The 19,423-nt window shown below is 70.1% G+C and carries 19 protein-coding genes; 15 read left to right on the forward strand and 4 right to left on the reverse strand.

Translation table 11 applies throughout. The features are described from left to right. The first annotated feature begins 3 nt into the window (after positions 1 to 3). Genes B0I29_RS15530 through B0I29_RS15545 form a run of 4 tightly spaced genes read left to right on the forward strand, consistent with a single transcriptional unit; the run spans position 4 to position 3,368 of the window. A complete protein-coding gene (locus B0I29_RS15530; protein ID WP_111649702.1) occupies positions 4 to 714 on the forward strand; it encodes a methyltransferase domain-containing protein in 711 nt (236 codons plus the stop codon). After that, positions 704 to 1,858, forward strand: coding sequence for an acyl-CoA dehydrogenase family protein (locus B0I29_RS15535; protein WP_111649703.1), 1,155 nt, complete (start codon positions 704 to 706; stop codon positions 1,856 to 1,858). Before B0I29_RS15530 ends, B0I29_RS15535 begins: the two co-directional genes overlap by 11 nt. Beyond that, positions 1,852 to 2,919: a type III polyketide synthase gene (locus B0I29_RS15540; RefSeq protein WP_111649704.1), complete on the forward strand. Its 1,068-nt coding sequence runs from the start codon at positions 1,852 to 1,854 to the stop codon at positions 2,917 to 2,919. The genes B0I29_RS15535 and B0I29_RS15540 overlap by 7 nt, the downstream gene beginning before the upstream one ends. Further along, positions 2,916 to 3,368: a DUF6023 family protein gene (locus tag B0I29_RS15545; protein ID WP_111649705.1), complete on the forward strand. Its 453-nt coding sequence runs from the start codon at positions 2,916 to 2,918 to the stop codon at positions 3,366 to 3,368. The genes B0I29_RS15540 and B0I29_RS15545 overlap by 4 nt, the downstream gene beginning before the upstream one ends. 114 nt (positions 3,369 to 3,482) lie before the next feature. On the opposite strand, the gene B0I29_RS15550 is transcribed toward B0I29_RS15545, so the two are convergent. Beyond that, on the reverse strand, positions 3,483 to 4,262 hold the full coding sequence (locus tag B0I29_RS15550; RefSeq protein ID WP_111649706.1) for a hypothetical protein: 780 nt from the start codon (positions 4,260 to 4,262) through the stop codon (positions 3,483 to 3,485). Between the two features lie 335 nt (positions 4,263 to 4,597). Between B0I29_RS15550 and B0I29_RS15555 the strand changes: the two genes are divergently transcribed. From B0I29_RS15555 to B0I29_RS15585, 7 genes are all read left to right on the forward strand, one after another. Further along, positions 4,598 to 5,083: a CarD family transcriptional regulator gene (locus tag B0I29_RS15555; protein ID WP_014447856.1), complete on the forward strand. Its 486-nt coding sequence runs from the start codon at positions 4,598 to 4,600 to the stop codon at positions 5,081 to 5,083. A 47-nt stretch (positions 5,084 to 5,130) separates the two neighbouring features. Further along, positions 5,131 to 5,988, forward strand: coding sequence for a 2-C-methyl-D-erythritol 4-phosphate cytidylyltransferase (gene ispD, locus B0I29_RS15560; protein WP_111649940.1), 858 nt, complete (start codon positions 5,131 to 5,133; stop codon positions 5,986 to 5,988). 26 nt (positions 5,989 to 6,014) lie between these two features. Next, the gene (gene ispF, locus B0I29_RS15565; protein WP_111649707.1) at positions 6,015 to 6,491 is read left to right on the forward strand and encodes a 2-C-methyl-D-erythritol 2,4-cyclodiphosphate synthase; all 477 of its coding nucleotides are present in this window, start codon (positions 6,015 to 6,017) and stop codon (positions 6,489 to 6,491) included. 970 nt (positions 6,492 to 7,461) lie between these two features. After that, positions 7,462 to 7,848 (forward strand): PPOX class F420-dependent oxidoreductase, encoded by a 387-nt coding sequence (locus B0I29_RS15570; RefSeq protein ID WP_245972542.1) that lies wholly within the window; start codon positions 7,462 to 7,464, stop codon positions 7,846 to 7,848. 19 nt (positions 7,849 to 7,867) lie between these two features. Beyond that, a complete protein-coding gene (locus tag B0I29_RS15575) occupies positions 7,868 to 8,998 on the forward strand; it encodes a tetratricopeptide repeat protein (protein WP_111649709.1) in 1,131 nt (376 codons plus the stop codon). 39 nt (positions 8,999 to 9,037) lie between these two features. Continuing rightward, a complete protein-coding gene (locus tag B0I29_RS15580; protein WP_181557826.1) occupies positions 9,038 to 9,880 on the forward strand; it encodes a hypothetical protein in 843 nt (280 codons plus the stop codon). 18 nt (positions 9,881 to 9,898) lie between these two features. Next, complete coding sequence (locus B0I29_RS15585) at positions 9,899 to 11,041, forward strand: outer membrane protein assembly factor BamB family protein (protein ID WP_111649710.1); 1,143 nt, start codon at positions 9,899 to 9,901, stop codon at positions 11,039 to 11,041. Here B0I29_RS15585 and B0I29_RS15590 read toward each other — a convergent pair. Next, a complete protein-coding gene (locus B0I29_RS15590; protein ID WP_111649711.1) occupies positions 11,038 to 12,165 on the reverse strand; it encodes an ROK family protein in 1,128 nt (375 codons plus the stop codon). The genes B0I29_RS15585 and B0I29_RS15590 overlap by 4 nt on opposite strands. Positions 12,166 to 12,209: 44 nt before the next feature. Between B0I29_RS15590 and B0I29_RS15595 the strand changes: the two genes are divergently transcribed. Further along, positions 12,210 to 13,427, forward strand: coding sequence for an MFS transporter (locus B0I29_RS15595; protein WP_245972543.1), 1,218 nt, complete (start codon positions 12,210 to 12,212; stop codon positions 13,425 to 13,427). 138 nt (positions 13,428 to 13,565) lie between these two features. On the opposite strand, the gene hisC is transcribed toward B0I29_RS15595, so the two are convergent. Both hisC and B0I29_RS15605 read right to left on the reverse strand, forming a co-directional pair. After that, positions 13,566 to 14,645 (reverse strand): histidinol-phosphate transaminase, encoded by a 1,080-nt coding sequence (gene hisC / locus B0I29_RS15600; RefSeq protein WP_111649713.1) that lies wholly within the window; start codon positions 14,643 to 14,645, stop codon positions 13,566 to 13,568. After that, positions 14,642 to 15,649 (reverse strand): RDD family protein, encoded by a 1,008-nt coding sequence (locus B0I29_RS15605; protein ID WP_111649714.1) that lies wholly within the window; start codon positions 15,647 to 15,649, stop codon positions 14,642 to 14,644. The genes hisC and B0I29_RS15605 overlap by 4 nt, the downstream gene beginning before the upstream one ends. 169 nt (positions 15,650 to 15,818) lie before the next feature. On the opposite strand from B0I29_RS15605, the gene B0I29_RS15610 reads away from it, so the two are divergent. The 3 genes from B0I29_RS15610 (at position 15,819) to B0I29_RS15620 (ending at position 19,411) form a co-directional block, all read left to right on the forward strand. After that, positions 15,819 to 16,307 (forward strand): Lrp/AsnC family transcriptional regulator, encoded by a 489-nt coding sequence (locus tag B0I29_RS15610; RefSeq protein ID WP_111649715.1) that lies wholly within the window; start codon positions 15,819 to 15,821, stop codon positions 16,305 to 16,307. A gap of 62 nt (positions 16,308 to 16,369) precedes the next feature. Beyond that, a complete protein-coding gene (locus tag B0I29_RS15615; protein ID WP_111649716.1) occupies positions 16,370 to 17,662 on the forward strand; it encodes an outer membrane protein assembly factor BamB family protein in 1,293 nt (430 codons plus the stop codon). Between the two features lie 84 nt (positions 17,663 to 17,746). Then, on the forward strand, positions 17,747 to 19,411 hold the full coding sequence (locus B0I29_RS15620; RefSeq protein WP_111649942.1) for a fumarate hydratase: 1,665 nt from the start codon (positions 17,747 to 17,749) through the stop codon (positions 19,409 to 19,411). The last annotated feature ends 12 nt before the right edge of the window (positions 19,412 to 19,423 follow it).

The raw sequence follows: 19,423 nt of genomic DNA on the forward strand, positions 1-19,423 counted from the left end.
CGCATGCTGTCGATGCAGCGCAATGACCCCCGTCAGTACGACGACCTGGCCGGCGAGTGGTGGCGACCCGGCGGAGACTTCGAGTTGCTGCACTGGCTGGCCGCTGCCCGCGCGGCACTGATCCCGGATGCGGCCGGGCCCGGGCGGGTCCTGCTCGACGCCGGCTGCGGCGGCGGGCTGCTCGCGCCGCACGTCCGCGACAAGGGTTACCGGCACGTCGGCGTCGACCTGGGCCGCCCGGCTCTTTCGCACGCCGCGCGAGAGGGCGTCGCTGCCGTCAGCGGTGACGTGACCGCCCTGCCGCTGGCGTCCGGGAGCGCCGACGTCGTAGTGGCCGGCGAGATCCTCGAACACGTCACCGACCTGCCCGGCACGGTCGCCGAGCTGTCCCGGGTGCTGCGCCCGGGTGGTCTCGTGGTGATCGACACGGTGAACGACACCGCGCTCTCGCGGCTGATCACGGTGACGCTCGGGGAACGGCTCGGCATCGCGCCGGTCGGCCTGCACGACCCGGCCCTGTTCGTGCCGCCGCCGCTCCTGAGGTCCGAGTTCGCCCGGCACGGCGTGACCTTGCGGATCCGCGGGGTGCGTCCGACGCTCTCCGGGCTGTTCCGCTGGCTGGTGCTGAAGCGCGATCCCAGCGCCGGAAAGATCGTCCCGACCTTCTCCACCGCGGTTCTCTACCAGGGAGTGGGTACGCGCCATGATCGATGAGGCTCGCCGGCTGGCACCGCGGTTCGCCGCTCGTGCCGCCGCCACCGACCGCGACGGCACGTTTCCCGTCGACGACTTCGCCGACCTGCGCGACGCCGGGTTCTTCGGGCTGATGGTCCCGTCCCGGCTCGGTGGCGCGGGCGCCGGCTTCGCGGAGTACGCCGAGATCGCGTACGAACTGGCCCGCGGCAACGGTGCCACCGCGCTGGTCTTCAACATGCACGCCTCGGTGACCGGCGCGCTGGGCGGGATCAGCGACGTCCTCGCCGGCGCGCTGGGCCTGCCGCAGGACGCGCTGGACGCCCGCGACAACCACCTCAAGGCGGCGGCGGGCGGCAGCTGGTACGCGGTGGCGATGAGCGAACGCGGCGCCGGCTCCCGGCTGTCGAAGCTGACCACCACCTACGAGGCCGTGGACGGTGGTTATCGGATCGTCGGGTCCAAGACGTTCTGTTCGGGGGCTGGGCACGCTGACGCGTACCTGGTGGCCGCTCGCAGCGCGAGCGATCCCACCCAGGTCTCGCAATTCCTGGTCCCGGCCGGCAGCGGGCTGCGCGTCGAGGAGACCTGGGACGCGCTGGGCATGCGCGCCACCGGCTCGCACGACCTGCACATCGACGTGACCGTCCCGGCGCCGGCGCTGCTCGGCGGCGTGGAAGGGCTGGCGCTGGTGGCCGTGCAACTGGCGCCGCACTGGATGGTGGCCTCGTATGCCGCGGTCTATGTCGGTGTGGCGCGGGCCGCGGTGGACGCGGCCATCGATCACGTCGTTCTCCGCGAGCTCGGCCATCTGCCGTCGATCCGGTCGCGGATCGGCCGGGCCGACGCCGCCGTCTCCGCCGCGCACCTCGCGGTCCGGGAAGCGGCCCGGCGTGTCGACGAAGCGCCCGGCGACACCGAGACGAACCGCTGGGTCTGGCGGGCGAAACTGCTGGCCGGCACGACCGCGGCCGAGGTCTCCGCGTCGATGCTGGAAGCGGCCGGCACCTCGGCGATGCGGCGCGGTCATCCGCTGGAACGGCTTTATCGGGATGCCCGCGCCGGCTCGCTGCAGCCGGCCACCAGCGACGTCTGCGCCGACTGGCTCGGCGTGGAAGCGCTCGGCGGCGACCCCGACTCCGACGGCGCGGCCCCGCGATGGTGAGCGCGTGGCTCAGCGGCCTCGGCATCGCTCTGCCGCCCTCGGCCGTGCAGGAGGACCTCTGGGAGGGCTACTTCGCTCAGCACTACACCGGCGCCCGCCGGGCTCTGGCGAAACGGATCTTCACGAACTCTGGTGTGCGTACGCGGCAGGCCGTGGTCAGCCCACTGCTGGAGGACGTCTCCGGCTGGTCCACCGAGCGCCGGATGCGCCGCTATCAGGTCGAGGCCATCCCGCTCGGCAAGGCGGCGGTCGGCCGGGCGCTCGCCGACGCCGGCATCGCCGCGGACGAGCTCGGCCTTTTCGCGGTCTGCTCCTGCACCGGTTACGCCACGCCCGGACTCGACATCCTGCTGGCCCGGGACATGGGCATGTCGCCGAGCGTGCAGCGGCTCTTCATCGGGCACATGGGCTGTTACGCGGCTCTGCCGGGCCTCGGGACGGTCAGCGACTTCGTGGTGGCCCGCGGCAAGCCGGCGCTGCTCCTCTGCGCGGAGCTGACCAGCCTGCACCTGCAGCCGCCAGGCACCCGCACCGACATTCAACAGATCGTCTCGCACGCGCTCTTCGCGGACGCGGCGGCCGCGTGCGTGGTCACCCCTTCCGCCTCCGGCGGTCTTGGGTACGCGGTAACTGAAGTCGCCGCTGTCACCGACACCACGACGGCTGACCACATGACGTGGGAGGTGACCGACGCCGGTTTCCGGATGGGGCTGTCGCCGCAGGTACCGGCGGTGCTCGCGGCCCACGTCCGGAAACTCGTCGACGACGTGCTGGCGCGGCGTGGCCTCCGGGTGACCGACGTCGACGGATGGGCGATCCACCCGGGTGGTCCCAAGATCCTCGATGTGGTGCAGGAGCAGCTGGGGCTCGACGACGCGGCGCTGGCGGCCTCGCGGGGCGTGCTGGCCTCCTATGGGAACTGCTCCTCGCCGACGGTGCTTCTCGTCCTCGACGCCCTGCGCCGCCGGAAAGATCCACCACGGCGAATCGTCATGCTTGCGTTTGGTCCTGGCCTCACGCTCTATGTCACTCTTCTGGAGGGCCTTACTCTCGGAGCGTGAGCGCGGAACGGGGCCGCGGGGCCGTATTGCACCTATTGACGGCGATGATCCTGATCGCAGGCGCGGCGTGGTGGTGGCGAGCCACCCCGCGCGAGCCGGCCGACGAGCGGCTGCTCGGCTGGCGGCTCGCCGCTGAGCAGCTGCTGCCCGAGTCCGGGGATCAGCAGATGGCGGGCACTTTGGCGCTTGCCGACGGCGATGGTCACGAGGAGGTCGCCGAGGTCGGCGGCGGCGAGTTCCTGGTGTCGGTGGTCTGCGCGGGTGAGGACGGCAGCCGGGTCCGGGTGAGCCTCGGCGTCGACGAGACCGGCCGGGGGATGCGGTGCTCGGGGTCGCGGACGCCTGAGGTGTTCAGCGTCGGGCTGGCGAGCGAGCTCCACCTGCGGATCAGCGTGGAGGAGGCGGGGCCGGTGGTGTTCCGGTACACGCTTCAGCGGCTCAGCTGGTGACTGTCTGCTCTTTTAGGGGCTCGGGTGCTTTGCGCGTACCCCAGTGTCTTGACCTTGAAGTTGACCTTGGTCGATTTGTCTGAGCTGGCGGTTGTCGCGCGTTCTGCCGTTTGGCTACAGACGGGCCAGGTCGGGCCGGATCTCCTCGACCGACGCGATCCGGTCCCGCAGCCGCACGATCTTCCCGGACTTGTCGGCGATGAGGACCGCCGCGGTGCCGTCCGGAGCGCCGATCTGGAAATGCCGCCGCAGACCGCCCGTCGGGTCGCGCAGGAAGCTGACCGACTTGCCGTCCGCCTGCGGGGTCTGCGCCTGCGGCAGATAGGTCAGACCGGCGCTCGGCGCGACCGAGGCCGCTGCGGACGAGACGGCGATGACCGCGGTGTCCGATTTGACCGAGGCGATGGTGTCCGTGACGAGGCTCTCGCACGCGCAACCGTCGGTCAGGATGATTACCGCGGGTAGTCGGTTACGAATCGAGACCGCCTGCCCGTTTGTCCCGATCAGATCCAAGGCCGGCAACTTGTCGGACGGTGTCGCGGACGTGCTCGCCGTGCGCTGAGTGGCCGGTTGGCGCGATGGGCCGGGCCAGGCCGAGGCGAACAGACTGGCCACGGTGACCAGGACGGCCATCGAAATGATCAAGGCAGGCGTGCGGATGGTCAGCGCGCCGAGACGCCTCAGCCGGCGCACCGCCGGGCGGCGGGCGAACCGCTGCCAGCCGGTGAGGGGCACAGCCGTGTTCAGCTCGGCCCGGACCGCCTCGACCTCCTCGGAGAGCTCCGAAAGGTCGTCCGGGATGACGATGACCCCCCACTCCTCGGGGAGGTCAGGAAGATCGTCGTTGGCACCGCCGTCGGGCGGCCAGCCGCCGTTGTCGCTCGCGCCAGCCATGACTCAACCTCCCCCCTGGCCGACCAGATCTTGCTTCGGTCGGGGAACTCTCGTCCAGCGTCCCGCAAGCGGGGCCGCATCGCCAGTGGTGCGTCATTGCGGACCTTAGCGATAAGCTTGATCTGACAAAGCCATCAGGTCCGGAATTTCCGACTCGCTGGCGTGGACCGTCACGCACCGATCACTCTGAGTCACGCAGGCAGCTTCTCGCGCCGGTGTCAAGCGGGAGAAAGCCCCATCACAGGCCCCCTGAGCTGCACTAACAGTGACCGCCAGGGCGAGACACTGCCGCCTGGGCGTGTTACCCTAGACACAGCGAAAGGGGTTTCGAACCTATGGTTTTCAGTGTCGGCGAGACCGTTGTTTACCCCCACCACGGGGCCGCACTCATCGAGGCAATCGAGACTAGGGTCATCAAGGGCGTTGAAAGGCAGTATCTCGTTCTGCGTGTCGCCCAGGGCGATCTGACTGTTCGGGTGCCCGCTGAGAACGCCGAAGAAGTCGGCGTGCGCGAAGTGGTTGGCGAAGAAGGCCTGGGCAAGGTCTTCGACGTCCTGCGTGCTCCGCACACCGAGGAGCCGACCAACTGGTCGCGGCGTTACAAGGCCAACCTGGAGAAGCTTGCCTCCGGCAACCCGCTGAAGGTTGCTGAGGTCGTCCGCGACCTCTGGCGCCGTGAGCGTGAGCGTGGCCTGTCCGCAGGTGAGAAGCGCATGCTGGCGAAGGCGCGCGACATCCTGGTCGGTGAAGTGGCCCTCGCTGAGAAGAGCACCAAGGACGAGGCTGAGGTGCTTCTCGACAAGGTCCTCACCGAGGCCTGATCCACCCGACGCAAACACTCCTCAAAACTGTGTCCGACGACCGCGACGTGACCGCGCAGCCTAGTGCTCGCGGTGACGTCGCGGTCGTCGTTTCCGGGGGTGCGGCTGTCGTTCCGAGGGTTGGCGATGATGTCGCGGTCGTCGTTCCGAGGGTTGACGGTGATGCCGCGGCCGTCGTTTCGAGGGCTGACGGTGATGCCGCGGTCGTCGTTTCGAGGGCTGGCGGTGATGTCGCGGTCGTTGTTCCGGCCGCGGGAGCCGGCCTGCGGCTCGGGCCCGGCGCGCCCAAGGCGCTGCGGCTCCTCGACGGCGAGCCGCTTCTGGTTCACGCGATCCGCCGCATCGCCGCGTCGCCCTCGGTCGCAATGATCGTGGTCGCGGCGCCGCCGGCCGAGGTCGACGCCGTGGGTGCGCTGCTCGCTCCGATCGCGCCGGTCGTGGTCGTGGCCGGTGGTGCCGAGCGCCAGGAGTCGGTCGCCGCGGCGCTGGCCGTCGTGCCGTCTTCGCTGGGCATCGTGCTGGTTCACGACGCGGCGCGCTGTCTGGCCCCGGTCTCACTTTTCGAACGGGTCGCCGAGGCCGTCCGCTCCGGTGCCGACGCCGTCATCCCGGCCCAGCCGGTGGTCGACACCATCAAAGAGGTCTCCGCGGACGGGGTGGTGCTGGGGACGGTCGACCGGTCGGTGCTGCGCGCCGTCCAGACACCCCAGGGTTTCCGGGCGTCAGTCCTCCGAGCGGCGCACGCGGCAGCGGCCGGGTTGCACACCGATGACGCGGGCGCGGTGGAGAAGCTGGGTCTGCCGGTGCTGTGCGTGCCGGGGTCGGACCTGGCCCTGAAAATCACCAGACCGATGGACTTGGCGCTGGCCGCCCACCTGCTGACGGTCCCCGACCCGGGCATCTGAGAGGACCCGCGGCGTACGCTCGCGGGGTGATCGTTCCGCGGGTCGGTGTCGGTACCGACGTTCATGCCTTTGACGCCGATCGGCCCTGCTGGGTGGCTGGTCTGCACTGGCCGGGGGAGCCGGGTCTTGCCGGGCACTCCGATGCTGATGTGGCGGCGCACTCGGCCTGCGACGCACTGCTTTCCGCGGCTGGGCTCGGTGACCTGGGCAGCAACTACGGGACAAGCCGGCCCGAGTGGGCGGGTGCGGCCGGGGTGGCGCTGCTCAAGGAGACGGCGTCGCGGGTACGGGCGGCGGGCTACGAGATCGGCAACGTGTCGATCCAGGTGATCGGCATCCGCCCGAAGATCGGCAAGCGGCGCGCGGAGGCCGAGCGGGTCCTCTCCGACGCGGTGGGCGCCAGTGTGACAGTGGCCGGAACCACCACCGACGGGTTGGGGTTGACCGGCCGAGCCGAGGGCCTGGCCGGCATCGCGGTGGCGATGGTCTACCCCATGGCGTAGTCCGGGTTAGCCCTCTTCACCCACGCACACGGGGCCCCATGTCATGTGTTCTCGCTTGCCGTAGGGATGCCCTCTCGCCGGTCGCACGGTGTGTCTTCGTTTGCTGAGTTGCACCCTCTCGCCGGTCGCACGGTGTGTCTTTGCTTGATGCGGGGGCACCTTCTCGCCGGTCGCAGGGGTGTCCTCGCTTGCTGCGGCGCCTTCTCGCTCGTTATTGCGGGCCTCATCGCCGCAGGTGCCGTCGGTGCAGGTCCCGTCGTCGCGGGCGAGCCGTAGCTCAGACCTGTTATGAGGCTGCGATTGCGTGTCTGAGCTACGGCTCGCGCCGCTCGGCCGTAGTCCAGGCACCTTATGAGAGCCCGATGACATATCTGAGCTACGGCTCGGCTCAGCGCCTCGGCTCTGCTCGCTCAGCGGCTCAGCTCAGCTCGGTTGGGCGGCTCAGCTCGGCGTGCTTGTTGTCGCCAGGATGTGTTGAGTTTGGGTGCGTATCGGACCTGAAATCGACACGGGCTGGGGAATTGTGGGCTGTGTGTCGAGTTTGGGGGCTTATCTAACCCGAACTCGACACGGCTGGTTTGGCTGCTCGATCTTGGGCTGGGGCTTCGCTCTGGCTGTCGTTCAGGGCTGGTGGCTGTACGCCAGGGCGACCTGGTGGACAGCTGGGCCTGGGTCGATTGCCTGGGGTGATTGGACAGCTGGGCCTGGGTCGATGGTGGTCCAGCTTGAGATGGTTGAGGCTCCCGTCAGCTGTGCGCCAGTTGTTGCCGGTGCTCAGTAGGTCGCGACGAGTTCACGTGAACAGCGTTCGCGTGCCCTGCACCGCGGCGGGGATGGTGGCGGCCGGTGGGTCTGGGGCCGCGTGTCCTGTGCTCCGGCTGGGGTGGTGGCGGTGGGGCCGGGTCGTGGGTGTGGGGTGGTGGTGCTTGTCACGGGTGGGTGGGGTGGGTCGTCGGGCATGATCACTTGCATGACCGCTGTGCTGCCGGAAGCTGCCCGGGCTCTGATCGACAATCCCACTTATGTGGTGCTTACTACGATCAATGCGGACGGCTCGCCGCAGTCGACGCCTATCTGGGTCAAGCGTGACGGTGACGACGTCGTCTTCTCGACGGTTCGGGGGCGGCAGAAGACCCGGAACATGGAGCGGGATTCGCGGGTCTCGATCTGCGGGTACGACCCGGCGCAGCCGTACTCGTACTTCACCGTTGACGGCACGGTCAGCCTTGTCGACGACGCGGGTGACCTGATCAGTGAGTTGAGCTACAAGTACGCGAACGAGCCGTGGACCGCCGACGGCACGGATGTGGTGCGTGTGGTGTGCCGGCTCACCCCGACTCACGTGATCTTCAGGTAGACCGCTTACGCTCGGCAGCGTGTCCGCCCCCATGGAGCCCGAGACCACGCCTGAAGAGCACCGGCAGAGGGCGTTTCTCCTTGCCGACCTCGGCCGTTACGACGAAGCCGCCGAGGAGATCGCAGCCGGTTTGAGCAGTGCGCCCCAGGAGGCCAAACTGCTCACCACGCTCGCGACGATCCACCTTGCCGCTGAGCAGCCCGACCAGGCTCTGGCAGCCGCCGACCGGGCCGCCTCGGCCACGCCTCCGGCGCTCGGTTCGCTGGTGGTGCGGGCGATGGCGCTCACCGACTGCAGGCGGTTCGGTGACGCCGCCCGGATCGCCGAGGCGATTCTGCGAGATCACCCCACTGATCCGTACGCACAACGCACCGGCGCCGCCCTGCTCAGCGAGGCGCGCAACGGGCAGGAGGCGCTGAACGCCGCGTGGAACGGTGTCCGGGTCGCCCCCGCTGAGGCCGAGGCGCACCTGGTCCTGGCCGTCGTGGCGGCGCGGCTGCGGCTCTTCGATCTGGCGCAGAAGGCGTACGCGGAAGCATTGGAACTGGATTCGACGATCGGTGACGCCGCCAGCGAGGTGGGCATCGTCCGGTTCGAGCGGCGCCGATGGGCCCGCGCCCTCGAAGACCTGGCCGAAGAGGCGTCCCTGGGCGTCCCGCCGGAAGTGCCGGAGACCCTCGAAACCCCCGAAACGCCCGAAGCACTGGAAAGACCGAAAAAAGTAGAAAAAACCGAACCGGCACCGGTCGCCCGCCCGTTCCGCCAAGTCCTCGACGTCTCCCAGGAGTCGGCAGACGCGGTACGCGAGACCGTGCAGTACGCGGCAGCCGGCACCCTCGTGGTCTCCGTGCTGACCGCCGCGATGACCCTGGTCAACGCCGGGATCTCCCGAGTCTGGGCCGGCATGATCGGTGTGCTGGTGTTCGGCGCCGTGGTGATCTGGTTCAGCAGCCGGCTGCCGGAGCCGGGCGGAGTGGTGCTGAGGCGGCTGCGTTCGAGCAACCGCAGGCTCGCCATTGCCGCCTATCTGAGTTTCGTGGCGCCGCTGTTCCTGCTCGTCTATGCCGGGCTCGGCGGGGTCGCCACCCTGGTGACCGGCATGATCCTCGCCGCGGTCGCCGAGGTGCTGGTGGTGACCAGCCGAAAGTAAGGCTGGAGACAATTCCCGGCGTCCATTAGGTTCGATTTTGTGTCGACGATGGTGCCTCCGCTGTATGCAGGGCTCGTCGATGACGCGTCCCTTCTTCCGCCCAGCCCGATCGGCCTCGCGGACGCGGTGTCGAAATTCGACGAGCACACCGGTTCGTGGTACTCGGACCTGATCGGCTCGCTGCTGGTGCCCGCTTCGGTCGTGGGCGCCGGGCCGGTGCCGCAGGTTCGCGCCGGACTGATCGGTGACGTGCCCGCCGCCAACCTGCCGATGACAGTGGAGAAACTGCGCGCGGCCGGCATGGTGATCGAGCACGTCGAGGCGCCGGTCGCCCGCCGGGGTGAGGATCCGCAGCCGGGGCTGGCCGGGCTGCGCGAGTTCGCGGCCCGTCAGGGTGACCTCCAGCTGTACGCCGAGATCCCGCTGAGCTGGGGTCTTCTCGCCGCGTTGGACACGGTCGCCGAGGCGCGTGCCGAGGGGTTGCCGATCGCGCCGAAATTCCGGGTCGGCGGGCTCGCCGCGGAACTCTTCCCGACCCCGGTGGAGCTGGCCGCGGTGATCTGCGCCTGCCGTGACCGGGAGCTGCCGTTCAAGCTGGCGGCCGGGCAGCGGCACGCCACCCGGCACACCGATCCGGAGACCGGTTTCACCCACCACGGATTCCTCAACGTGCTGATCGCGACGGTGGCCGCGGCGGAGGGCGGTGAGGTGGCGGAGGTCGCCGAGGCGCTTGCCGCGACACACCCGGTTCCGCTGGTCGAGCCGGCCCGGGTGCATCGGGCCGTGACCCGGCCGCTGTTCGTCGGATTCGGCGCGGCAAACGTGGTGGAGCCGCTCACCGAGCTGGTCCGGCTGGGCCTGATAAACGGTGGTTACGAGTGACCATGGGATAATCCCCTGGTGACCCGGGTGCTGCTACGAACTCTGGCGGCCGCGGTTCTGCTGGTCGCGTCCGTCCTGATCGGCTGGCGGGTGCTCGGCCCGGCCGAGGTCCTCGGGAGCGCGACCTCTCCTTATCCCCCTCTGACGATCCGCACGCCGGGTGTCACCGGCCGGACCAATGTGGCCCCGCTGGTTGTCGACGGCCGGCTGCGGGTCTACGCGGCGAAGCATCAGGTGCGGGCGGACGGCCCGGTCGACGGCCGGACCGTCTACACCGCCCGGTGGTCGCTGCGCCGCTGGCCCGAGCAGCTCAGCGCGGTGACGGCGAGTGGTACCACGGTCGTCACCCGCTGGTCGGACGGCGAGCTCGTGGCGATCGACGCACGCACGGGTGAGATCGCCTGGCGGGTGTCCGCCGCTGCCTCGGCGCCGGATTACGCCGGTCACCGCACCGGCGCGGCGACGGTCTGGGACGCGCGGGCTCTGCGGATCGCCGCCGGCACCGTCGTGGTCACCGAGGATCAAGAGCTTCTTGGGTACGCCGTGAGCACTGGCGAAGTCAGCTGGCGGTTGCCCCGGCCTACCGGGTGTGCGGAAACGTTCACGACGTCGAGTGCGGTGTTCGCGTGTTCCGTCGCCTATGACGCGACGACGGGCAAGGCGGTGACCGGCTTGCCGGCCGGGCCGTGGACACCGGTGGGGTGTGAGCCGGACGGTTCCGCGTGTGCCGGACTCCGTGACGCCGCCGGGCAGGGCTGGATCGACGGGAAGCGGGCGCCGGCGCTCGACGACCCGGAGGCCACTGTCGCGGCGGGTGTCGTGGTCAGCTCGGCGGGGGCGGTGGTGACCGGCCGGTCCGCCGCGGGTGCGGTGCTCTGGACGTGGAACGGCTCGGCGCGGGTGCTGGGCGGCTCGGACGCGACGGTGCTGCTGCTGACGCCGGAGAACACGCTGGTCGGCGTGGATGCCGGAACCGGGGTGGAGACGCTGCGGTTCCCGCTGGCCTTCGGGACCGAGAGCACCGAGTGGAAGCCGGGCCGCTACCGGATCGCCGGCGGATACCTGGCGATGGAACGACTGAACGTTGATGCCCCCGAGGACGACCCGGAGTCCCCGATCTACTACCTGACGCTCGACACGGTGATCATCGCGGCGCTCTAGGTGAGCTGGGGTAACAGGGCTGCCCAGGCCTCTTCGGCCGCGCCTGCGATGGGGCCCTCGTCGTCGCCGAGGGTGGCGGGCAGGACCGGTGGTGGGGACGCTCGGTGGATCAGCATGAGGCCGTCCCGGTAAGCCGTGTTGATCGCGTCCGGCACGGCGGCCAGCAGGTCCACGCCCAGGCCGCCCAGCGTGACCAGGTCTACGTCGAGGCCGTTCACCAGGCCCGCCATGCCCCGGCCGAGGGCTGCGCCGACCTCCTGGACCGCGGTCAGCTCGGCCGACTGCGGTTCCGCGCGTGCCGTCGCGATCACTCGGCGGGCGTAGGTGACCGGGTCCCGGGGTGGGGGTTCGGACAGGAGGCGGGCCAGGGCGGTGCCGTCGACGGCCGTGCCCCAGCAGCCGGGGGCGCCGCAGGGGCAGCGGACCGACGGGTCGCCGAAGGGCATGTGGCCGAACTCGCCGGCCGCTCCCAGGGCGCCGATCGTCGGGCGGCCGCCTTCCACCACCGCGCCGCCCAGGCCGGCTTCGATGCGCAGGTGCAGGGCTACGGCGGCGCCGACCGCAGCGCCCCGGCGGGATTCGGCGGTGGCGGCCAGGGTGGCGTCGTTGCCGGCCACGAAGACGTCGGCCGCGGGCCAGAGGGCGGTCAGGTCGACGTCGTGCCAGCCCGCTGTCGAAGCGTCCAGGCGCAGGGACCGGGAGACGGTGCCCGGCACGGAGACGCCGACTGCTCGGGGGCGGTCGCCGAACCCGGAGATGACCTCGGCGATCGCGGCCGTGACGGTCGCGCGGACCTCGTCCCAGCCGGTCGAGGCGTGCCGGCCCGATCGGGAGGCGGCGGTGGCGCCGCCCAGCTCGACCACGTCGACCCGCCAGGCCTCGTGGGTGATCGCCACGGCCAGCACGACCGGGCCTTCCGGGTGGGGCAGCAGCACGGTGGTCGGCCGGCCCCGGCTGCCGCTCGGTGCGGCCGGTGCCTGTACCAGCAGTGACGCCCGGCTGAGCTTGGTGACCAGCTCGGTGGCCGCGCCGGTGCCGACGCCGAGGAGGCGGGCCGCGTCGGCGCGGGTGACACCGGGCGTGTGATGCACCACACGGAGAAGCTCGGTGGAGCGGGTCGTCACGTCAACTCCTTTTTTTGCTCTGCATCAGAGCTTATTCTGTGGCGGTGAAGCTCAACCGCCCGGCGCTGGTCGTCCTCGGCACTTCGACGTTCTGCTATGTGACAGCCGAAACCCTTCCTGTCGGCCTGCTACCTCAGATCTCGGCCGGCCTCGACGTCACCGAGGCCCAGGTCGGGCTCCTGCTCACCAGTTACGCCGTGGTGGCCGCGCTGAGCACCATCCCGCTCACCGCACTCACCATGCGGGTTCCCCGGCACGTGTTGCTGGCGGTCACCGTAGCGGTCTTCGTCGTCTCCCAGGCGGCCGCGGCGCTCGCACCCACCTTTACGGTGCTGGTTCTCTCCCGGCTCGTCTGCGCGCTGGCGCACGGGGTGTTCTGGTCGGTGATCGGGCCGATCACCGCGCGGCTGGCGCCACCCGGGCAGGTCGGGCGGGCTACGTCACTGGTATTCATCGGCAACTCGCTCGCCATCGTGCTGGGTGTTCCGCTCGGCACCGCGCTCGGTCAGTGGCTCGGCTGGCGGCTGTCGATCGGCGTGATCGCGGCCGCCGGGTTGGTCTGCCTCGTCGCGTTGATCTTCCTGCTGCCGGAGATGCCGGTGCTGCCGCGGGACCGGGCCGCCCGGCTCAAGGACCAGATGCGCGACGCCGTGCTGATCCTGCGCAACGGCCGGGTCTTCGGGCTCTGCGCGGTCACCCTGGTGGTGGTCATCGGGCACTTCGCGGCGTACACGTACATCGCGCCGCTGGTCCGCCGGGACGCCGGGTTCGACGGTGCGGCGCTCAGCCTGCTGCTTCTCGGGTACGGCGCGGTCGGGCTGGTCGCCAACTTCGTGGTCGGGCGGTTCGTGGACCGGCGGCCCGGACCGATCCTGCTCGGGCTCACCGTGACCGTCGCCGTGTCGGTGATCCTGCTGGCGCCGGTGCTCGGCCCGGTCGGGACGGTGCTGGCCGTGCTGGTCTGGGGCGGCTCGTTCAACGCGATCCCGGTCCTGCTCGGCTCGGCGTCGTTGCGGGTGGCGCCGGCGAGCCGGGACGCGGCCTCGGCTGTTTACGTGGTGGCGTTCCAGATCGGCATCGGCGGCGGGGCGTTCATCGGCGAGCGGATGGTCGGCGCCGGGCACCTCGGTGTGCTGCCGGTTGTCACGGCGGTCTTCGCGGTGGTCGCGTCGGTGCTGGTGGTGACGTTCCGGCAGACCTTCCCGGCCCGGATCAGCGCCGAGGAACATGACGAGGCGCAGGCGGCGGCGCTGCAGCACTGATCTCTCAGCACTGAGCAGGCGTGCCGTCGCCGGGGCCGGCGGCGGGTCGCGCCGGGGCATGGACGTCAGAACCGGGGGCTGACGGTACGGGCCCGGCTGCGCTTGGCGCAGCCGGGAACGCGTATCGAAGAAGGGGTCTTAGGCGAGAGCGGCTTCGGCGGCGGCGAGGAACTGGTCGTTCTCCTCGGGGGTGCCGACCGTGACGCGGACGCCGTCCGGGTGGAAGCCGCGGACGATGACGCCGCGGTTCTCGCAGGCCGCGGCGAAGGCGGCGGTGCGGTCGCCGAGCGGGAGCCAGACGAAGTTGGCCTGGCTGGCCGGGACCTCAATGGAGAGTTTGCGCAGGGCTTCAGTGAGGCGGTCGCGTTCGGCGACGACCAGGGAGCAGCGGCGGCGGACCTCGTCCTCCTGCGCCAGGGCGGCGAGGGCGGCGGCCTGAGCGACAGTGCTGGTGGAGAACGGGGTGACGACCTTGCGGATGGTCGCGGCGACCTCGGGCTGGGCGACCAGGTAACCCATCCGCAGGCCGGCCAGGCCCCACGCCTTGCTCATGGTGCGCAGCACGACCACGTTGGGGCGATCGCCGTAGGTCTGCAGCGCGTCCGGGACGTCGGGGTCGGTGACGAACTCGCGGTACGCCTCGTCGAGCACGACCAGCACGTCGGAGGGCACGTCGGCGAGGAAGCGGTCGATCTCGGCCTTGCGCAGCGAGGTGCCGGTCGGGTTGTTCGGGTTGCAGACGAAGATCATCCGGGTCTGGTCGGTGATCGCCTCGGCCATCGCGGCGAGGTCGTGGCCGTGCGCTGCGGTGTTCGGAACCCGGATGCTTGTGGCGCCGCCGCCGGCCGCGATGATCGGGTACGCCTCGAACGACCGCCACGAGTAGACGATCTCGTCCCCGGGCAGGCAGGTGGCTTTCGTCAGGATCTCGGCGAGCGCGACCGAGCCGCAGCCGGTGACGATCCGGTCCGGGCTCACGCCGAACCGCTCGGCGATCACCTCACGCAGCTTCACCACGCCCATGTCGGGGTACCGGTGCACCGACGCCATGGCCTCGGTGGCGGCTTCCACGACGCCGGGCAGCGGGCCGTACGGCACCTCGTTGCTGGCCAGCTTGATCGCCTCGCCGATGCCGAGCTCGCGGGCGAGGTCGGCGACGTTGCGGCCGGGCACGTAGTTCGGCAGCGCGTCCAGATCGGCGCGGGTCAGCCGGGTCATTTAAGTCCTCCGGGAGGGGCGATGGGTTGTACGCCGTGCGGAACGGCGACGACGACGGTGGCCGCCGCCTTGTCGTGCCAGGCCTGACGCAGGCGCGAGTCGAAGACCGGCGACAGCGCGGCGAAGAACTGGATCACCAGGCCTATCCCGCACCACCAGAACAGCGTCCACATGCCGAGACGGGCCCAGCGGGTGAAGGCGCGCCCGAAACCGAGCGGGTTGGTGCTCTCGACCGGGACCACCTTGATGCCCATCAGCCGTTTGCCGATGGTCTGACCGCGGCCGGCGATCGACGGCGCCTCGTAGACCAGCCAGAGCAGGGTCGCGACCAGCACGATGGCGATCGACAGGGTCTGCATGCGCGCGGTGGGCTCGCCGACCGTGGCGGTGGCGCTGTTCGCCTCGACCTGGGACATGTAGTCCCGCATGATCGGGGCGAAGTCCTGCCAGTACTGATAGATGAACCAGCCGTTGACCACGACGTTGAGCAGCAGGACGACGGCGATGTCGATGAGCCGGGCGGTCAGCCGGCGGCCCAGACCGGCGAGCGGGAAGCCGTGCGGCATCGCCTGCGGGATGGGGTAGAGGTAAGCGTGTGGGGGCTGGCCGGCCCAGGTGGGCTGGGGGTATTGCTGGGGGTATCCCTGCGGCGGGCCTTGTTGCGGATTTTGCTGCCAGCCCGGGGGCGGCGGGCCTTGCTGCCAGCCCGGCGGTGGCGGGCCTTGCTGCCAGCCCTGAGGCGGCGGGCCCTGCTGCGGGTTTTGTTGCCAGCCCGGCGGCGGGTTGTAAGGGGCCGGCGGCTGTGTCTGGGCCTGGGGCTGCGGCGCCGGGGTGATCGGGGCGGGGGAGACCTGTGCCGCCGGCTCCTCCTCGACCGCGGGTGGTCCCTCCGGCGGGACCTCGTCGGCCGGGATGGCCTTGCCCAGCCAGCCGTCACCGTCCCAGTAGCGCTGGGTACTGGTGTCGGCCGGGTCCTTGTACCAACCCGCGGGAAGCGAACTCATGGGCAAACCTTTACACGACAGCCTGACCGTTCCCTGCGGCCCGGTCTTTGATCTCAGTGTCCCAGAGCGCCGCGTGGTTGTGCCGTGACAGTGGCGCACGGCTCTGTCCTGGGCAACAGTTTGGATCTGTGCTGGTCAACCTGTGCAATCCGTACGGTAACTTCGCCGGATGGGTGAGCAGACTGTTCAGCTCGACGGCCTCGACGCGCGGCTGATCGCACTGCTGGGGACGGAGCCGCGGATCGGTGTCCTGGAGCTTTCCCGGCGGCTCGCGGTGGCGCGCGGCACGGTCCAGGCGCGTCTCGACAAGCTGATCGCGCGCGGCGCGATCAAAGGCTTCGGCCCCGAGGTGGTCCCGGCCGCGATCGGGTTCGGCGTCACGAGCTTCGTGACCTTGGAGATCAGGCAACGGTACGGGCATGACGCCGTCGCCGGGCACCTGGCCGACATTCCTGAAGTCCTCGAGGCGCACACGATCACCGGCAGTGGCGACATCCTGTGCCGGATCGTGGCCCGGGCGAACGCCGATCTGCAGCGGGTGATCGACCAGATCGTCGGGTACGAGGGGATCGTCCGGGCGCACACGATCATCGCGTTGGCGGAGCTGATTCCGTACCGGACTGCGCCGCTGGTCCAATCGTCATATAACGCGAAATAGAGCGTCGACACGGGCATTCCGTGCTCTCGGGCTGAGCCGATCTAGGTCATTACCCTGCTCCAATGGCCTCGGGCGGGGGTTCCTGGAAGGGATACACGGTGCTCACCACTGCGGTGGTCGTCACCGTGCTCGCCACGACGGGCGTGTGGAACCCGTTCCCGCAGATGTGGTCCTGGGTCAACACCAGCGGCCCGGTGGCACCTGGCACCCGCTGGCAGCAGACGCTCGGCGGCACACCGCAGAGCGTTGCCATCGTCGGCGACGCGGTGATCGTCGAGTACCGGACGTCGGTCGAGGCGTACGGGCTGACCGCTGCCGTCCCGCTCTGGAAGTCGGACGCCGACTGGGCCTCGATCGCGGGCTCGGGCGCCGCCGCCGTGGTGGTCACCGGCCGGCTGCTCACCAAGGGCTATCAGGTGCTCGACCCGCGGACCGGGGTGGTACGCCGATCGGACACCACGGCCGGCGCCGTCTGGACGTACCAGGACGCGATCGTCGACCTGAGCTGCTCCAAAGGCAACGACTGCCGGCTGACCGCCTGGGACCCGAAGGCCGGTGGCCAGCTCTGGAGCGTGGACACCGGAGGCATCGGGTTCGTGCTGGACGCCGCCAACCCCGACCTGCCGGACACCCGGCGGCTGGTGTCCGACGAGGTGGACGACGACATCGCCGGGCCGCCCGCGCTGCCCGGCCTGATGGGCCTGCCGAACGACGGGCAGATCCGGGTGATCGACACGGCGAACGGCAAGCTCGTGCAGACCCTGCGGGAGGCCCGGGACCAGAAGGTCGTGGTGGTCGGCGGCCGGGTGCTCACGGTGAACGGAACCCCGGCCGACGGCACCTGTTACTACGAGGTGGTGGCGACCGATCCGCCCGGCAACGCGGTGGTGTGGCGGCGGGACGGGCTCAATCTGCGTACCGCGGACAACGGGTCGGCCTGCGAGCAGGAGAAGGACCCGGCCGGCGGGTACAACGTGGTGCTCGGCGTCGACCCGTACGGCCGTGAGGTTCTGATCAACGGGAACGACGGGCGCAACCTCTGGTACGGCGACAAGGACTCCGACGTGCTCGCGGTGAACGACACCTACGCGGTCATCCGCAAGGACGACACTCTGCGTGGGTACTCGTTCAGCAAGGGCAAGACGGTGTGGACGCAGACCGGGCGGGACAAGGCCGGTGCGGCGCTCACCCCGTACGCCGCTGTCGTCGTCTCCAAGAACCGGGTCACCGCGTTGGCACCGGCCAGCGGGGTGGTCCGTGCCGATGTGCGTACCGATGCGAAGGTCTTCGCGGTCGGTCCGGAGGGTTTGATCGCGGTCTCCGGCCGGGACATGGCCTACCTGCCGTTCGCCTGATTCCGTCGCCGTTTTGTCTCCCGTCGGGCGAAGGATCGGGGAGGGTTCGCGCGGGGCGGGTCCGCTGCCCTAGGCTTGCCGCTCATGAGCAGAGGCGCCGCTTTCACCTACTCGCCGCTCTTGCCGACCGGCGAGGATCTGACTGAGTACCGTCTGGTCACCGACGAGGGCGTCGATGTCGTCGAGGGCCCGGGTGGCCGGCGATTCCTGACCGTCGAGCCGTCGGCGCTCACCGCGCTCACCGCCGAGGCGATGCACGACATCGCGCATTACCTGCGCCCGGCGCACCTCACCCAGCTGCGCGCGATCATCGACGACCCGAAAGCGTCGCCGAACGACCGCTTCGTCGCGATGGACCTGCTGCGCAACGCGAACATCGCGGCCGGCGGGGTGCTGCCGATGTGCCAGGACACCGGCACCGCGATCGTGATGGGCAAGCGTGGCCGGCACGTGCTGACCGACGGTGCTGACGAGGCGGCGATCGCGCTCGGGGTGTACCAGGCGTACACCCGGCTGAATCTGCGGTACTCGCAGCTCGCGCCGCTGACCATGTGGGACGAGCGGAACACCGGGACGAACCTGCCGGCGCAGATCGAGCTCTACGCCGAGGACCCGGGCGGCCACCCCGACGCGTACAAGTTCCTCTTCATGGCCAAGGGCGGCGGCTCGGCAAACAAGTCGTACCTGTACCAGGAGACGAAAGCGCTGCTCAACCCGCAGCGGATGATGCAGTTCCTGGACGAGAAACTGCGCCTGATCGGCACGTCGGCCTGCCCGCCGTACCACCTGGCCGTGGTGGTCGGCGGCACCAGCGGCGAGCACGCGCTGAAGACCGCGAAGCTGGCCAGTGCGAAGTACCTGGACAACCTGCCCACGTCCGGCACGATGCTGGCGCACGGCTTCCGCGACCTCGAACTGGAGGCCGCGGTGCTGGAGCTGACCCGCGACTTCGGCATCGGCGCCCAGTTCGGCGGACGGTACTTCTGCCACGACGTCCGGGTGATCCGGCTGCCCCGGCACGGCGCGTCCTGCCCGGTCGCGATCGCGGTCTCCTGCTCGGCCGACCGGCAGGCGGTCGCGAAGATCACCCCGTCGGGTGTCTGGCTGGAGCGCCTGGAGACCGACCCGGCCCGCTACCTTCCCGAGGCCGAGCTCGACGCGTCGCCGGTCGTCAACATCGACCTGAACCGGCCGATGTCGGAGATCCGCACCGAGCTGAGCAAGTACCCGGTGAAGACCCGGCTCTCGCTGACCGGTCCGCTGGTTGTCGCCCGGGACATCGCGCACGCGAAGATCGCCGAGCGGCTGGACGCCGGTGAGCCGATGCCGCAGTACATGCGGGACCACGCGGTTTATTACGCCGGCCCGGCGAAGACCCCCGAGGGGTACGCGTCCGGATCATTCGGTCCGACCACGGCCGGCCGGATGGACTCGTACGTGGAGAAGTTCCAGGCGTCCGGCGGCTCGATGGTGATGCTCGCCAAGGGCAATCGCTCGCAGCAGGTCACCGACGCGTGCAAGACGTACGGCGGGTTCTATCTCGGCTCGATCGGCGGACCGGCGGCCCGGCTGGCTCAGGACTGCATCCGGCACGTCGAGGTGCTGGAGTTCCCGGAGCTCGGCATGGAAGCGGTCTGGAAGATCGAGGTCGAGGACTTCCCCGCCTTCATCGTCGTCGACGACAAGGGTGAGGACTTCTTCGCCGAGGTCACCAAGCCCAAGCCGGTGCTGACCATCGGCAAGCGCTGAGGTGAAGGGCCC

This window comes from Actinoplanes lutulentus, assembly GCF_003259845.1.
Lineage (GTDB): Bacteria > Actinomycetota > Actinomycetes > Mycobacteriales > Micromonosporaceae > Actinoplanes > Actinoplanes lutulentus.

Excerpts from the sequence above, each read along its gene's own strand:
- B0I29_RS15530 (WP_111649702.1), top strand. The coding sequence starts at position 4 with ATGCTGTCGATGCAGCGCAATGACCCCCGTCAGTACGACGACCTGGCC.
- B0I29_RS15535 (WP_111649703.1), top strand. The coding sequence starts at position 704 with ATGATCGATGAGGCTCGCCGGCTGGCACCGCGGTTCGCCGCTCGTGCC.
- B0I29_RS15540 (WP_111649704.1), top strand. The coding sequence starts at position 1,852 with ATGGTGAGCGCGTGGCTCAGCGGCCTCGGCATCGCTCTGCCGCCCTCG.
- B0I29_RS15550 (WP_111649706.1), bottom strand. The coding sequence starts at position 4,262 with ATGGCTGGCGCGAGCGACAACGGCGGCTGGCCGCCCGACGGCGGTGCC.
- B0I29_RS15555 (WP_014447856.1), top strand. The coding sequence starts at position 4,598 with ATGGTTTTCAGTGTCGGCGAGACCGTTGTTTACCCCCACCACGGGGCC.
- B0I29_RS15570 (WP_245972542.1), top strand. The coding sequence starts at position 7,462 with ATGACCGCTGTGCTGCCGGAAGCTGCCCGGGCTCTGATCGACAATCCC.
- hisC (WP_111649713.1), bottom strand. The coding sequence starts at position 14,645 with ATGACCCGGCTGACCCGCGCCGATCTGGACGCGCTGCCGAACTACGTG.
- B0I29_RS15605 (WP_111649714.1), bottom strand. The coding sequence starts at position 15,649 with ATGAGTTCGCTTCCCGCGGGTTGGTACAAGGACCCGGCCGACACCAGT.
- B0I29_RS15610 (WP_111649715.1), top strand. The coding sequence starts at position 15,819 with ATGGGTGAGCAGACTGTTCAGCTCGACGGCCTCGACGCGCGGCTGATC.
- B0I29_RS15615 (WP_111649716.1), top strand. The coding sequence starts at position 16,370 with ATGGCCTCGGGCGGGGGTTCCTGGAAGGGATACACGGTGCTCACCACT.
- B0I29_RS15620 (WP_111649942.1), top strand. The coding sequence starts at position 17,747 with ATGAGCAGAGGCGCCGCTTTCACCTACTCGCCGCTCTTGCCGACCGGC.